The organism is Streptomyces typhae (assembly GCF_009755605.1).
Lineage (GTDB): Bacteria > Actinomycetota > Actinomycetes > Streptomycetales > Streptomycetaceae > Streptomyces > Streptomyces typhae.
Genome location: NZ_WPNZ01000003.1, coordinates 335,522 through 347,836, shown reverse-complemented (window position 1 = coordinate 347,836; position 12,315 = coordinate 335,522). Strand labels below are relative to the sequence as shown.

Annotated in this window: 14 protein-coding genes; 6 read left to right on the top strand and 8 right to left on the bottom strand. The window is 67.4% G+C overall.

Features of this window, described 5'->3' with window-relative positions:
• Window positions 1-245: 245 nt before the first annotated feature.
• Entirely contained in the window at window positions 246-1,166 is a 921-nt protein-coding gene (locus GPA10_RS08110; protein WP_157164982.1) for a GlxA family transcriptional regulator, read from the top strand.
• Between the two features lie 57 nt (window positions 1,167-1,223).
• On the opposite strand, the gene GPA10_RS08105 is transcribed toward GPA10_RS08110, so the two are convergent.
• From GPA10_RS08105 to GPA10_RS08095, 3 genes are all read right to left on the bottom strand, one after another.
• Window positions 1,224-1,529: a hypothetical protein gene (locus tag GPA10_RS08105; RefSeq protein WP_425505688.1), complete on the bottom strand. Its 306-nt coding sequence runs from the start codon at window positions 1,527-1,529 to the stop codon at window positions 1,224-1,226.
• Between the two features lie 123 nt (window positions 1,530-1,652).
• Window positions 1,653-1,862 (bottom strand): DUF397 domain-containing protein, encoded by a 210-nt coding sequence (locus GPA10_RS08100; RefSeq protein WP_157164846.1) that lies wholly within the window; start codon window positions 1,860-1,862, stop codon window positions 1,653-1,655.
• Window positions 1,859-2,707, bottom strand: coding sequence for a helix-turn-helix domain-containing protein (locus GPA10_RS08095; RefSeq protein ID WP_157164845.1), 849 nt, complete (start codon window positions 2,705-2,707; stop codon window positions 1,859-1,861). Before GPA10_RS08095 ends, GPA10_RS08100 begins: the two co-directional genes overlap by 4 nt.
• Before the next feature lie 224 nt (window positions 2,708-2,931).
• Here GPA10_RS08095 and GPA10_RS08090 point away from each other — a divergent pair, with 224 nt between their 5' ends.
• From GPA10_RS08090 to GPA10_RS08080, 3 genes are all read left to right on the top strand, one after another.
• A complete protein-coding gene (locus GPA10_RS08090; RefSeq protein ID WP_343040519.1) occupies window positions 2,932-3,564 on the top strand; it encodes an ATP-binding protein in 633 nt (210 codons plus the stop codon).
• Entirely contained in the window at window positions 3,564-3,953 is a 390-nt protein-coding gene (locus GPA10_RS08085) for a hypothetical protein (protein WP_157164843.1), read from the top strand. Before GPA10_RS08090 ends, GPA10_RS08085 begins: the two co-directional genes overlap by 1 nt.
• Window positions 3,954-4,031: 78 nt before the next feature.
• Window positions 4,032-4,994, top strand: coding sequence for a NaeI family type II restriction endonuclease (locus GPA10_RS08080; protein ID WP_157164842.1), 963 nt, complete (start codon window positions 4,032-4,034; stop codon window positions 4,992-4,994).
• Here the strand turns inward: GPA10_RS08080 and GPA10_RS08075 are convergent.
• The 4 genes from GPA10_RS08075 to GPA10_RS08060 all read right to left on the bottom strand — a co-directional run bounded on the left by GPA10_RS08075 (window position 4,988) and on the right by GPA10_RS08060 (window position 8,683).
• Window positions 4,988-6,103, bottom strand: coding sequence for a DNA cytosine methyltransferase (locus GPA10_RS08075; protein ID WP_157164841.1), 1,116 nt, complete (start codon window positions 6,101-6,103; stop codon window positions 4,988-4,990). The genes GPA10_RS08080 and GPA10_RS08075 overlap by 7 nt on opposite strands.
• A 113-nt stretch (window positions 6,104-6,216) precedes the next feature.
• Complete coding sequence (locus GPA10_RS08070; protein WP_246258896.1) at window positions 6,217-7,107, bottom strand: NgoMIV family type II restriction endonuclease; 891 nt, start codon at window positions 7,105-7,107, stop codon at window positions 6,217-6,219.
• 28 nt (window positions 7,108-7,135) lie between these two features.
• Window positions 7,136-7,516, bottom strand: coding sequence for a very short patch repair endonuclease (locus GPA10_RS08065; RefSeq protein WP_157164840.1), 381 nt, complete (start codon window positions 7,514-7,516; stop codon window positions 7,136-7,138).
• Between the two features lie 72 nt (window positions 7,517-7,588).
• Window positions 7,589-8,683, bottom strand: a complete 1,095-nt coding sequence (locus tag GPA10_RS08060) for an SEC-C domain-containing protein (RefSeq protein ID WP_157164839.1) — start codon at window positions 8,681-8,683, stop codon at window positions 7,589-7,591.
• Window positions 8,684-9,110: 427 nt separating this feature from the next.
• Here GPA10_RS08060 and GPA10_RS08055 point away from each other — a divergent pair, with 427 nt between their 5' ends.
• Both GPA10_RS08055 and GPA10_RS08050 read left to right on the top strand, forming a co-directional pair.
• Complete coding sequence (locus tag GPA10_RS08055; RefSeq protein WP_058848699.1) at window positions 9,111-9,290, top strand: DUF3311 domain-containing protein; 180 nt, start codon at window positions 9,111-9,113, stop codon at window positions 9,288-9,290.
• Entirely contained in the window at window positions 9,287-10,849 is a 1,563-nt protein-coding gene (locus GPA10_RS08050) for a sodium:solute symporter family protein (RefSeq protein WP_343040518.1), read from the top strand. Before GPA10_RS08055 ends, GPA10_RS08050 begins: the two co-directional genes overlap by 4 nt.
• Here the strand turns inward: GPA10_RS08050 and GPA10_RS08045 are convergent.
• Window positions 10,812-12,260 (bottom strand): MFS transporter, encoded by a 1,449-nt coding sequence (locus GPA10_RS08045; protein ID WP_157164838.1) that lies wholly within the window; start codon window positions 12,258-12,260, stop codon window positions 10,812-10,814. The two genes, GPA10_RS08050 and GPA10_RS08045, sit on opposite strands and share 38 nt — an antisense overlap.
• Window positions 12,261-12,315: the final 55 nt, after the last annotated feature.

Below are 12,315 nucleotides of genomic sequence, written 5' to 3'. Positions count from 1 at the left end.
CGGGTGAGCAGGGGCTGGGCGGACGGAACGGGCCTCGTACGCGGCACGAGCGGCACGAACGGCACAAGCCGCACGAGCCCCACGAGCCGCAAACAGCACGGAAGACGCAGGGGACATGGGAGACGCAGGAGGCACGGGAGACGCAGGAGGCGCAGGAGGCGCCGGAGCGGTCCCGGCCCCGCCCCCGGTCCCGGCCCCGATCGCCCGCCACCGTCGCCGTCCTCGTACGCGACGGTGTCCTCCCGATGGAACTCGGCCTCGTCCACCAACTGTTCGGCAACGCCCGGGACGCCGCGGGCGCGCCGCTCTACCGGCCGCTGACCTGCGCGCTCACGCCGGGCATGGTGGACACGGACGCGGACTTCCCGATCCGGGCGGCGCACGGGCCCGAGGTCCTCGCGGAGGCGGACACGGTGATCGTGCCCGCGTCGCACCGCGAGGACGAGGCGCTGGGGCCCTCGGAACTGCCCGCTCCACTCGCCGCCGCGCTGGCGGCCGCCGCCGGGGCCCGCCGCGTCGCGTCGATCTGCACGGGCGCGTTCGTCCTGGCGGCGGCGGGCCTTTTGGACGGGCGCCGGGCGACGACGCACTGGCTGTCCGCGGACCTGTTCGCGCGTACCTTCCCGGCCGTCACGGTGGATCCGGATGTGCTGTACGTGGACGAGGGCGCCGTCCTGACGTCGGCGGGGGAAGCGGCCGGCGTCGACCTGTGCCTGCACATGATCCGCCGGGACCACGGGGCGGCGGTCGCGGCGGCGGTCGCGCGCCGCACGGTGGTACCGCCGCACCGGGAGGGCGGCCAGGCCCAGTACATCCAACGCCCGGTCACCGAACCCGCGTCGACATCGACGGGCGCGGCCCGGACCTGGGCGCTGACCCGCCTCGGCGACCCCCTGGCCCTCGCCGAACTCGCCTCACAGGCGTCGATGAGCGTACGCACCTTCAGCCGCCGCTTCCGCGACGAGACGGGATTGACCCCGGTGCAGTGGCTCACCCAGCGCCGCGTGGACCGCGCCCGCCAACTCCTGGAGGAGACCGACCACACGGTCGACCGCATCGCGGCGGAGTGCGGCTTCGGTACGGGGGCGTCGTTGCGGGCGCACTTCCAGGCGGGGGTGGGGGTGTCGCCCGGGGCTTATCGGGCGACGTTCCGGGGGCGGAGGTAGCCCGGGGCCCCGATCCCTTCCTACCGGAGCCAACTCCCCGCGCACGTTCGCGAGCCATCAGTCGCGGCGGTCGACCGCCACCCATGAGGCGAGCGCCACGCTCCCCGCCATGCCGAGCACGGCGGGCCAGGCACCGATTTTCTTGGCGAGCGGATGCGATCCGGCGAACCCGGCGACGTACGCTGCGCCGAGCGCAGCGGCCGTCTTCGCCCCGGCCTGCTGCCGCCACTGCTGCGCGGCGACAGCCCCGACAATGGCGAGCACGACTCCGCCGAGGGGGCGCTGCTTGGTGAAGCGGGCTACGGCGTAGCCGCCCACGAGTCCACCTGCGGCCACGAACGCCGTCGGCGTTTTCTTCATCATGCCCGTCTCACCACGTCGAGGAAGGTTCCGTCACTTCGATCTGAGCGTAACGCTCGGTCATTCGACGATGTGCACAGAGCCCGGTGCGAGCAGGCGAGTCCGTCACGTCTCCAGTACACGGAGTCAGACGGAGCCCTTGGACTGCGAGGTGGTCCGCAAGGTCAAAAGAAACCCTGACCAAGCCTGCCCTGCTATCTCAAGTCGAGTGTGACTTGGCCGCTTGGAGTCACGCACCAACACCTTCTGCTCGACGAGTGCCACCTCGACGCACTCGGTTCCGGAGCCACCGCTGTAGGACGAGGTGAACCAGTGCAGGGTGTGGCGGGGATTCATGAAAACTCCCTGAGGGTCTGCCGGATCGCGGCTACGGACTTGTGCAAGTCGAGAGCTTGTGCACGAAGGTAATCGAACGCCAACTTATATCGTTCGAGTTCCTGCGGTTTCTCCATGAACAGGCCTCCGCCAAGCAGATCTACGTACACGACGTCCAGCTCACGAGACTGACCACGCAGTAGCGCGAAGCTGCCAACCGCTGCCGCGTGCGCACCCGCCGAGAACGGCAGTATCTGCAGCGTCACCTGCGGCGTCGCGCTGAGATCCAAAAGGTGTTGGAGCTGGTGGCGCATGACGTCACGGCCGCCGACGACACGATGGATGGCCGCCTCGTCCACGACGGCCCAGATGTGTGGCGGATCGGTCCGCTGCAGAAGTTCTTGGCGCTTCATGCGGATATCCACCATGTGCTCCACCTCGCGGTCGGAGCAGCCTACTTCGGAAGCACGATGCACAGCCTCCGCGTAGGCCCGGGTCTGGAAGAGGCCGGGGATGTACATGCACGCGTAGTGATCCTCACTCGCGACCTCGTCCTCAAGGGTCAGCATCAGGTTCATGGATTCGGGGATGGGGTCGGCGAGGGAGCGCCACCATCCCTGAATCCTGGCACCCTTGGCGAGTTCCACGAGGGCTTCACGGACATCGTCCGTAGCACCGTACTCGCGACAAAGTGCATCCACCGCAGGCCACTTGACTGCCCCCTCCTTCGTCTCGTACCGGCTGAGCGTGGCTTTGGAGATGCCGACACGAGCCCCTGCCTCTTCGAGCGTGAGGCCCTTGCGCTCACGCAGGCGTCGCAAGTCCGCGCCGAGCTGTCGACGTCGTGTGGTCGGCCCAACTGCCATGAGGTGTGCCCTCCTTGATGATCGGCCTGAGCGTGCCTCGGACCCGGCGTGCGGGCAAGGGCGCACGCGCTGAGGCGTGCGGGGCGTCTCATGCGCCCACGAGACCCTGATGAGAGTTCCATTTTGAGAGTTTCAATGACACGCTATGTGTTGAGGGAGCAACACAAGGTGACGTCCGTCCCATTCGAAGGGGTTGAACGCGCATGCCTGGATGTCGTTACGGGGTGGCTCGTGAGAGCTGGGAAGTCCCTTTCCTGGCCGTGCCTGAGGAAGTGGGGGCGTTGCGGCGCATCTTGCGCCTCCATCTCACGCACTGGGGTCTGCCTGAGGTAGTCGAATCGGCAGAACTTTGCGTCAGCGAACTGGTGGCCAATGTCATCACGCATGTGGGCGAGGGTGTGCCGACGACTTTCCGGCTGGGCATAAGGGACACCTGCGTACGTATCGAGGTCGGTGATCCTGATGCGCGGTCACTCCCGGCTCCGGTCGCCGCTGGGATCGACGCGGAGCACGGACGGGGGTTGGCTCTCCTCGATGCGGTCGCGGACCGATGGGGGGTGGTTCTGCGAGAGGACTGCAAAATCACCTGGTGTGAGCTGGCGACGGGGCTTGGGATGCCGACCGGTCATACGGGTGGTAGGAGGGTCGATCGTGGCGAGGTCGTGATTGGCCACTACAAGGACACGGTGAATCCTGAAGTCGTGAGCCCGCTCCTGGGTGTTGCTCTTGCGGAGGAGGCTGCGGTCGATGTGATTGCCGACCTGCTCCATTGGATCAGGGCTCACGGTCGTGATCCGGATGCCGTGTTGGAGCGTGCGCAGGCGCATTACGAGACGACGCTCGGTGGGAGCGGTTGATGGGCCGCAAGGGTGGAGTCGGGTCTGCTGAAGGGCACCGCGACGGATCGGATGAGCGACATTCGGTTCCGACGGGGATGGGCAGCGCGAGGCCTTTGTGGGAACTGGAGGTGTATCCCATTGTCGCGCCTGACGGAGGACTTCTGGTCGTTCTGCGGGTTACCGGCTTGGTCTCGCTGGCCTCTTCTGTGATCAGTTGGGCGGAACTCGAACCCCCTTCCGGGTTGCAGGGTGTACCGGCCGGGCGCTACATCATGGAAAAAATCGAAGAGGTTGCGCAGCAATTGGAAGACGAGTTCACCGCATACGGCTGGAATCGCGTTGCGGCGGAGCTGACTCAAGTCCGCCTGCTCCTTGCGCGAGCAGAGGAAGATCCCTACTTACCCTGATATCTAGTAGAAAAGGTAGAGTGTGGGCTTTTCAACTCCGTGACGACAAACGGTAGTTGATGGTCGTAAGGTGACGGCATGTCGACAGAGGATGACGTGCTCTTCACCGATCCCACTCCCGATCGCCAGGATGATGGCGCGTGTGGTTCAGATGATCCGGCCGTCGCGCGTGTGGCGAAATGGTTCACCGATCGTTCGGACCGCGCGGAGTTGGAGAGCCGGTTCTCAAGTGTCTTTCGGCAGTCGCTCGACGAGGTGATGGACGGTCAGCGGACCGGACGCTTCGATGTGAATACCCTTGAGAAGACCGAGAAGACCTACCTTGGAACCAAGGTCGAGATCGTTTGCCGAGCCGAGTTCGGTTTTCCGCATGGCGTGAAGATGGACTACAGCGTGGCCGGCACGGATGTCGATGCCAAGTTCTCGCTTGAGAAGAAGTGGATGATCCCGCGAGAGGCCATGGGGCACATCTGCCTGCTCATGGCAGCGAATGATAGCGCTTCGACATTCACGGTCGGCCTGATCAAGATCCGAGATGACATCCTGACCAGAGGTGGAAATCAAGACGGAAAGCGAAGTATCTCACAGTCCGGTAGGGGTTCGATCAAATGGATTTTCGAGCAAGGAAACCTGCGAAAAAATCTCCTGCTGGGACTGGACCCGAGGACTCGCGAATTGGTTATGGCGGCGCCGCCAGGGCAGAGGAGAGTAGATCAACTATTTAGGCATGTCCATGGCTGTGTGGTCGATCGCAACGCCGTCGTTACGTCGGCCAAGCAGCTGGATGCTCCCAAAAGAGTGCGCGACGCCCGGCAGCGCCTGGCGCCGGAGGGTGTCATCATCCTGGGGCATCAGAAAGAAAGTCCTCGCATAGCGCGAGCACTGAACCTGCCAGTCCCGGAGAAGGGAACATGGGTCGCGGCCAGGGTGGTTCCTGCGTCCCCCACCGCAAACCGCGCCCAAGTTTTGATCGAGGATGTGCGCTATGTGGTTGCGGAGCCGGGGGAGGAGCGGCACCCGGCCCCCGAAATCAACTACTGAGTTGCCCTGATGTAAGGCTTGATGTGCCTGGCGATGGCCTCCGCGAGCACCGGAGGCACCGCGTTTCCGATCTGCTTGGCGATCTCAATCTTTGTACCGCACCAGAGGAAGCTGTCAGGGAAGGTTTGCAGAAGAGCGGCCTCACGATGGGTGATGGGGCGGTTGACTCTGTAACCTTCGAATTCCGGCTCCCACTGAGGGTGCAGGTACTGGCCCTTCTCAGGTTTGTAGAACTCGGTTCGGATGGTGACTGAAGGTTCGTCCCACCGCATGCGCCCCATCACATCAGTAGTTCCTGTGGGTTTGTTCTTCCAGCAATTCGGGAGCAGTTCCTCAGGCAGATCGAAGCGACCACCGCCAGGAGGGATGTGAGCGTAGCGTCGCAGAGAAAGGGCCGTGGGTGTGCGGCCGATGTGAAGATCCTCGCTCTTGAAAATCCCTGGTACCTGCATACCGAAGAAGGTGGCCTTGGATGCGGGCAGCGTTGTGGTCACCGGTTGGTCGAGCAGTTGCTTCCCGGCGAACGCGTCTCGGACGGTGCGCCAGCTCTTCAACCCGAGGGGTGTGCCCTGCCCGTGTGTCTGCTCCGGAAGCGGAATCTTCCCGATGCGGGACCCGATGACGATCGCCCGCTTGCGGCGCTGCGGTGCTCCGTAGTTCGCTGCCAGCAGCAGGCCGTGGCTCAGTTCGTACCCCTCCAGGAGGCCACCGTCCACTTCCGCCTGCAGCAGGGCGAACTCCGATGATTTGAGAAATCGATCGACGTTCTCGATGACGAAGACCTTGGGGCGAGCGTGGCGGACGAAGCGGATGTATTCCTTCCACAGCTTGTTACGCGGGTCGTTCACGTCACGGGTCCCGAGATTGGAGAAACCCTGACATGGAGGCCCACCGATGATCACGTCGGCTTGAGGGATGTCGCCGTCCTCAACCAGCGCGATGTCCCCCCACTTCATGTGCGACTCCCCGAAGTTGGCCGCGTAGGTAGCGGCGGCATGGAGGTCCCACTCGACAGCCATGACCGGTTTGTAACCTTTGGCGGCGATAAAGCCCGAAGTCATGCCGCCGCAGCCTGCGAACAGGTCGATCATGGAGATGCGCTTTGCCATGGTCGACAGGTTAATGGGAGGGACTGACAGTTGTCCCTGACGTCCCCGGGGGTTGCTGGGGGCAGGGCCGTTGCCGTCGCAAGGGGGCCCCGTCGGGGGAGGGCGGGACCACCTCAGAGAGATGCCGTGTAGCTGCGAAGCTCGTCGTAGTCGCGGATGCGCCGCTGATCGTAGAGCCGTCTGAAGTTGTCGCGGATCCCCAGGCGTGCCCTGCGTTGCGTACCGGAGCAGTATTCGTCTATCGCCGCGCTCAGAGCGGGGAGATGAAGGTGATACACGCAGTCGACGTCGCCCGAGCCGCGACCGAGCAGGGCCAACATGGAGGGGCGAGGCTCCATCGTCACGGTGGCGAAGTGAGGCATGCGTCCACGGCGCAGGGCAGCCATCTTGGCTCCCTGGCTGCGGCAGTCCTGCGCCCGGTCGGTGCGAAGTGTCCACTTCAGCGAGAAGCCGGCGACCAGATGTTGGAGCGAAATCTCGGGATGCACCGTGTTCTCTATCTCTTTGGACACGGTGATGTCCAACTTCAGAAGCGACTCTTCTCCAAGGACATCCAGAAGTCCTCTGCGGCGCTCCTCGGCTTGCTCGACCTCGTGGCTGATGTTCCTCAGATGCGTTTCGAGGCCCTCGCGGATTTCTTCGTCGAGTTTGTGTTGTGCGGAGAAATTTCGGAGTTCTGCGATGGCGAGGACCACTTCCTTCGCCATGTTGCCGCCGAGTTCTTTTGTGACGTTTAGATGGGAGAACTGCTCAAAACTCGGGAAGGGTTTCTCCGGTTGCACAACCAATTGTGGGGACTCTGACTGGAAGAAGCTCTTGAGGTCTGCCGTCATCAATTGCCCCATGAGGTTTCCGACTTTTAGCGGAGATGTCGAATCACTGGGGATTTCCATTGCATCGAAAAAAATCTTGCCCAACTCTACGGACTGCTTGTCATTGGCGTCCGACGTATTGGGTCGTCCTTCACGGTACCCGCAAACAGAGTTGATGAACGGGGCAGGCAATTTTGCTCCATGAACTGAATGAAAACGGTCATGTTGTCTGGTCTTGATCTTTGATTCTTGCGATGATCTTGGCCACAGCGTTGGCGTCCTCGTGCTCCCAGAAGCGCAGGACTGTCCAGCCACTCGTTTCCAGATGTTCTGTCGTATGAAGATCGCGGGCCATGTTCTTGTCCAGCTTGGCCCGCCACCACTCGGCGTTCGCCTTTGGGCTGGTCGCGTGCTCGGGGCAGCCGTGCCAGAAGCAGCCGTCCATGAAGACCGCGATCTTGGCCTTGCTGAAGGCGATATCGATGGTGCGTCGAGGCATGCCAGGCACGGGGACGTTGACCCGGAAGCGGAGCCCGCGCGCGTGCAGGAGACGGCGTACCGCGACCTCGGGAGCGGTGTCGCGGGACCCTTGCCGACTCATACGGGCCGAGACGGAAGGGGAAGACGGGACTGCATCGGGGACGGAGGGCATGGTGCCGGGGCTCTGTCCGGGTCAGGAGTCGGTGGACGTCGCGCCGTGGCACGCGGTGTAGGGGTTTCCCGACCCACACCAACACCCAGCCCCCCGCTCAGGCGGCCACCCCGCAGCCCGCCCCCGGGCGGCCAGCGTCGTCGCGTACTGCGGTAGCAATGACACGTCGTCCGGGGACGTGCCCTCCGAGGCTGCGAAGGCCTCGTACGACGGGACCGTGCCCGTGACGATGCCGAGGTTCGGGGTGCCGGAGGTGGCGAGTTCGCGGAGGGAGGACTCTATGGTCGCCAAGTGGGCTTCGTGGGAGGGGTATTCGCTGGTGAGGGCGGGGTACGCCGTCAGGAGTTCCGTCAGTTCGGCGGAGGGCCAGTGGAGGACCGCCACCGGGAACGGGCGGGACAGGGCGTCGCGGTAGGAGCCCAGTTCCGCCTGGAGGCGGGTGATCTCGGCGCGGAGGTCCTCGGGGTTCTCGGAGCCGAGGGCCCAGACGCGCTTGGGGTCGTGGAGTTCGTCCAGGGGGACGGGGGTGCGGCCCGCCGCCGCGGCGCGGGAGCGGTGCACCCGGTCCGCCAGGCCGTCCCAGGCGTCGTGGGACTCGCCCAGGAGGCGGCGTACCCGGTGCCGGCCGAAGAGGAGGGGGTGGGTGGGGTACGGGGGTTCCGCGCCCCCGGAGTCCCCGGAGCCCCCGGGTGCCGCCTCGGCGGGAGCCGGGAGCAGCCTGCCGAGGCCCTCCGTGAACGTCTCGTGTGCCTGGTCCAGCTCGTCGTGGGCCTCCAGGGCCTCCGCCGCGATCACCCAGGGGGCCGCGTCCGAGGGTGCCGTGCCGCGGACGCCCTCGATGATCGCCCGCGCCTCGGCCTCGTGGCCGTACTCCCACAGGTTCGCCGCCTTGAGCGCCCGGATCAGGGTCGGGTTCTCCGGCGGGTGCGGGGCGGAGGGGGAGAGGAGGTTGTCGTAGAGCGTCGTCGCGCGCTCGCGCGCGTCGGCCAGCTCCAGGTGGGCCGCGGCCTGCAGCAGCAGTTGCTCCGCGTCCTCCGGGTAGAGGCCCGCGGTGCGCTCAAGGCGCTCCGCTTCGGCGATGTGGTCGACGTGGTCGGCAGGCGTGTCGGGGCGCATGAGTGACACCGTACTGCCGTTCCCCGGGTGGGGTGTATGGGGTGGTGCGGTGCGTCGGCCGGTCCCCGTCCCGGTCCCGGCCGCGGTCCCAGTCCTGGCCCCGGCCCCGGCCCCGGTCCCGGCCTCGGTCCCGCCAAGCCCCGGCGCGCAAACTTCCCCACGCGCCCCCACGTGCGCTTGTGACAACCAGGCCAGGCCTGTGCGATACCCCGCGACCCCTCCGTCTCCGTCCCCCTCCGCGTCCCGCCGCCTCCACCTCCCGTCACCTCCCGCAGTACCCTCCCCGCGACAGCGTGCGCAGCCGGACCCGCTGCGCACCCCGCGGCGATTAGGCTGCTGACCCGTGATCAAGCGCCGCCCCCAACGCCGCCCCCCGCGCCGCCCCCAACGCCGCCCCCCGCGCCGCCCCCAACGCCGCCGCCCCCATCTGCTCTGGCTCCTCGTCCCCTTCCTTCTCTACGTGGGTGCGCTGCCGTTCGTGAACCGCGTGCGGCCGCTGGTCCTCGGGATGCCGTTCCTGTTCGCCTGGCTGCTCCTGGCCACGCTGCTCACACCGGTCGCCGTCTGGCTCGCGTACCGCGGGGACAAAAGGAAGCGGGTCTCGTGAACGCCGCCGTCGCCACCAGCATCTTCGGGTTCTTCATGGTCGTCACCGTCGGGCTCGGGCTGCTCGCCGTACGCGGACGGCACAGCGGAAGGGGCGACCGGGGTGGCGGGCTCGCCGAGTGGTCCGTGGGTGGGCGGTCGTTGGGGACCGTGTTCATCTGGGTGCTGATGGCGGGAGAGGGCTACACCAGCTTCAGCTATCTGGGCGCAGCGGGCTGGGGGTACAACTACGGCGCGCCCGTCCTGTACGTCGTCGCCTACATGAGCTGCGGATACGCCGTCGGGTACGTCGTCGGCCCGATGCTCTGGTCGTACGCGAGGCAGCACGGGCTCGTGTCGATCACCGACATGGTGGCCCACCGCTACGGACGGCCCTGGCTCGGCGCCGCCCTCGCCCTCCTGGTGACGGTCTTCCTGCTGCCCTACATCCAGTTGCAGATCACGGGCATGGGCGTCGTCGTCTCGACGATCTCCTATGGTGCCATCAGCCTCAACTGGGCCTACTTCATCGGCTTCGCCGTCACCACCGGGTTCGTGGTGGTGAGCGGACTGCGCGGCAGCGCGTGGGTGTCGGTCCTGAAGGACGTCCTGGTCGTCGTCACGCTCGCGTTCCTGATCGTCTATGTGCCGCTGCACTACTTCGACGGGTACGGGGACTTCCTCGACCGGGTCGTGCGGGAGAAGGGGGAGTGGCTGACGCTGCCGGGGAGCGGCGACAGCCCGTACGGTCAGGCCTGGTTCGCGACGACGACCGTCCTGAACGCGCTCACCGTCGTCATCTTCCCGACCACCGTCGCGGGCTATCTGGGCGCCCGCAACGCCGACGCCCTGCGCCGCAACGCGGTCCTGCTGCCCGCCTACAACGTGCTGCTCTTCGTCCCGATGCTGCTCGGCATGGCGGCCCTGTTCGTGGTGCCGGGGCTCACCGGCGCCGGGTCGAACCTGGCGCTCTTCGAGCTGGTCGTGGACTCGCTGCCGGCGTGGGTGGTGGGGTTCGTCGGGGTCGCGGCGGCGTTGTCGTCGATCGTGCCGATGGCGGTGTTCATGCTGGTCATCGGGACGATGTGGGGGCGCAGCGCGTTGTCCCTGCTGCCCGGTCTGCGGGCGCCCGAGCGGCAGAAGACGGCGTCGCAGGTCGTGGTGGTGCTCGCGGGCGGCATCGCCCTCGTGATGACGTACACCGTCCCCAACACGCTGGTGCGGCTCTCGCTCATCTCGTACGAGGGGATGGCGCAGCTCGTACCGATGCTCCTGATCGGCCTTGTCTGGCGGCGGCTGAGCCTCGCGGGCGCGGTGAGCGGGCTCGTGGTGGGGGTGGCGGTGGTGTGCGGGCTCGTCTTCACCGAGCACGACCCGGTGTTCGGCGTGAACGCGGGCATCCTCGCGCTCGCCGCCAATCTGGCGGTGGCCCTCGCCGTCTCGTACGCGGGTCCCGCCGACCGGGACGCGCGGGCGGACGACGAGGTGCTCGCCAGGGACCCGGGTGCAGGCATCGGCACCGGCACCGGCACCGACTCCGAGGTCAGCGCCGAACCCGCTCCCGCAACAGAACCACGCTGAGCGCGGCGACGACGCCGAGGCCCGCGGCCACCAGGAGCGCCCGGTCCGCGCCGTGCGCGAGGTCCGCGGGCGCCGAACCGGAAGCCGTCGACACGGCGATCATCAGGGCGACGCCCGCGGCCGAACCGAGGTAGCGCGCCGTGTTGTTGGCGCCCGAGCCCATCGCGGCCCGGTCCGCGGGGACGGAGTCGACGGCGAGCAGCGGCAGGGCGGCGTTCAGCAGGCCACTGCCGACGCCCGAGAGGAGCAGGCCGGGCAGGAGGCGGACCCAGGAGCCCGCGGCCACCGCGCCGAGCATGGTCAGCAGGGCGACCGCGTGCAGGACGAAGCCGACGGCCAGCTGGTGCCGGGCGGACACGCGGCCCGCGAGCCGCCTGACCTGGAGCGCGACCACCAGGGAGACGCCCGACCAGAACGCGAGCAGCCAGGCCGCGCTCATCGGGGACATGCCGTTCGCCCCCTGGAGGACCGTCGGCAGATAGCTGAAGAGGCCGATGACGGAGAAGCCGGTGAACAGGCCGCCCGCGGTGGCGGCGAGGAACGGCGGGCGGCGCAGCAGGCCGAGGTCGAGCATCGGGGTGGCCGAGCGCCGCTCCACGTACCCGAACGCGGCGGTCAGGAGGGCCGCGGCCAGGAGCAGGGCGCCGACGGGCGCCCGCAGCCAGCCGTCGCGGCCGAGGGTGAGCGCGGCGAGCAGGGCGACCATGGCGAGGCCGAGGGTCGCCGCGCCCGCGAGGTCGGGGCGGCCCGCGCGCGGGGCACGGGACTCGGTGAGGGCGCGGGGTGCCGCGACGGCGACGGCGAGCGTGACGACGCCGAGCGCGGCGTACGGCAGCCGCCAGTCGGCGAGCATCGTGAGGCCACCGGCGAAGGGCGAGGCCACCGCGATACCGGCGCTGACGCAGGCGCCCCACACGCCCATGGCCCGTATCCGGCCAGCCCCCGCGGGGAACGCGTGCGCGAGCAGGCCGAGGCTGGAGGTGAGGATCGCGGCGCCGGCGAAGCCCTGGGCGACGCGCGCCAGGGTGAAGAGCAGGGTGGTGTGCGCGAGCGCGGCGAGAGCCGTGGTGACACCGAGGCCCACGGTGCCGGCGAGGAAGAGCCGGCGCCGGCCGTAGTCGTCGGCGAGGCTGCCCGCGACCAGGAGCAGGGCGGCGAGACCGAGCGGGGCACCGTTGAGGAGCCAGGCCTGGGCGGACAGGGACGTGCCGAGCGAGGCCGCGGTGTCGGAGAGGGAGACCATCGGGGCGCAGTACGCCATGAGCGTCACCGCGGTGGCGGCACCGGTCACGGCCAGGGTGGCGGCAGGGCGGACGGGGGTGCGGGCGGGGGAGTGGACGGGAGTGTGGACGGGGGTGTGGACGGGGGTGTGGACGGGGGTGTGGGCGATATCCGTATCAGGTTCATTCATTGAACTTACTGTCACGCCGACGACCGTAGCATCAGAAGTTCAATGAATGAACCTC

Bases quoted from the DNA above. Each gene is read 5' to 3' on its own strand.
- GPA10_RS08105 (WP_425505688.1), bottom strand. From the start codon at position 1,529: ATGATGAAGAAAACGCCGACGGCGTTCGTGGCCGCAGGTGGACTCGTG.
- GPA10_RS08110 (WP_157164982.1), top strand. From the start codon at position 246: ATGGAACTCGGCCTCGTCCACCAACTGTTCGGCAACGCCCGGGACGCC.
- GPA10_RS08045 (WP_157164838.1), bottom strand. From the start codon at position 12,260: ATGAATGAACCTGATACGGATATCGCCCACACCCCCGTCCACACCCCC.
- GPA10_RS08100 (WP_157164846.1), bottom strand. From the start codon at position 1,862: ATGAATCCCCGCCACACCCTGCACTGGTTCACCTCGTCCTACAGCGGT.
- GPA10_RS08060 (WP_157164839.1), bottom strand. From the start codon at position 8,683: ATGCGCCCCGACACGCCTGCCGACCACGTCGACCACATCGCCGAAGCG.
- GPA10_RS08085 (WP_157164843.1), top strand. From the start codon at position 3,564: ATGGGCCGCAAGGGTGGAGTCGGGTCTGCTGAAGGGCACCGCGACGGA.
- GPA10_RS08075 (WP_157164841.1), bottom strand. From the start codon at position 6,103: ATGGCAAAGCGCATCTCCATGATCGACCTGTTCGCAGGCTGCGGCGGC.
- GPA10_RS08080 (WP_157164842.1), top strand. From the start codon at position 4,032: ATGTCGACAGAGGATGACGTGCTCTTCACCGATCCCACTCCCGATCGC.
- GPA10_RS08095 (WP_157164845.1), bottom strand. From the start codon at position 2,707: ATGGCAGTTGGGCCGACCACACGACGTCGACAGCTCGGCGCGGACTTG.
- GPA10_RS08065 (WP_157164840.1), bottom strand. From the start codon at position 7,516: ATGAGTCGGCAAGGGTCCCGCGACACCGCTCCCGAGGTCGCGGTACGC.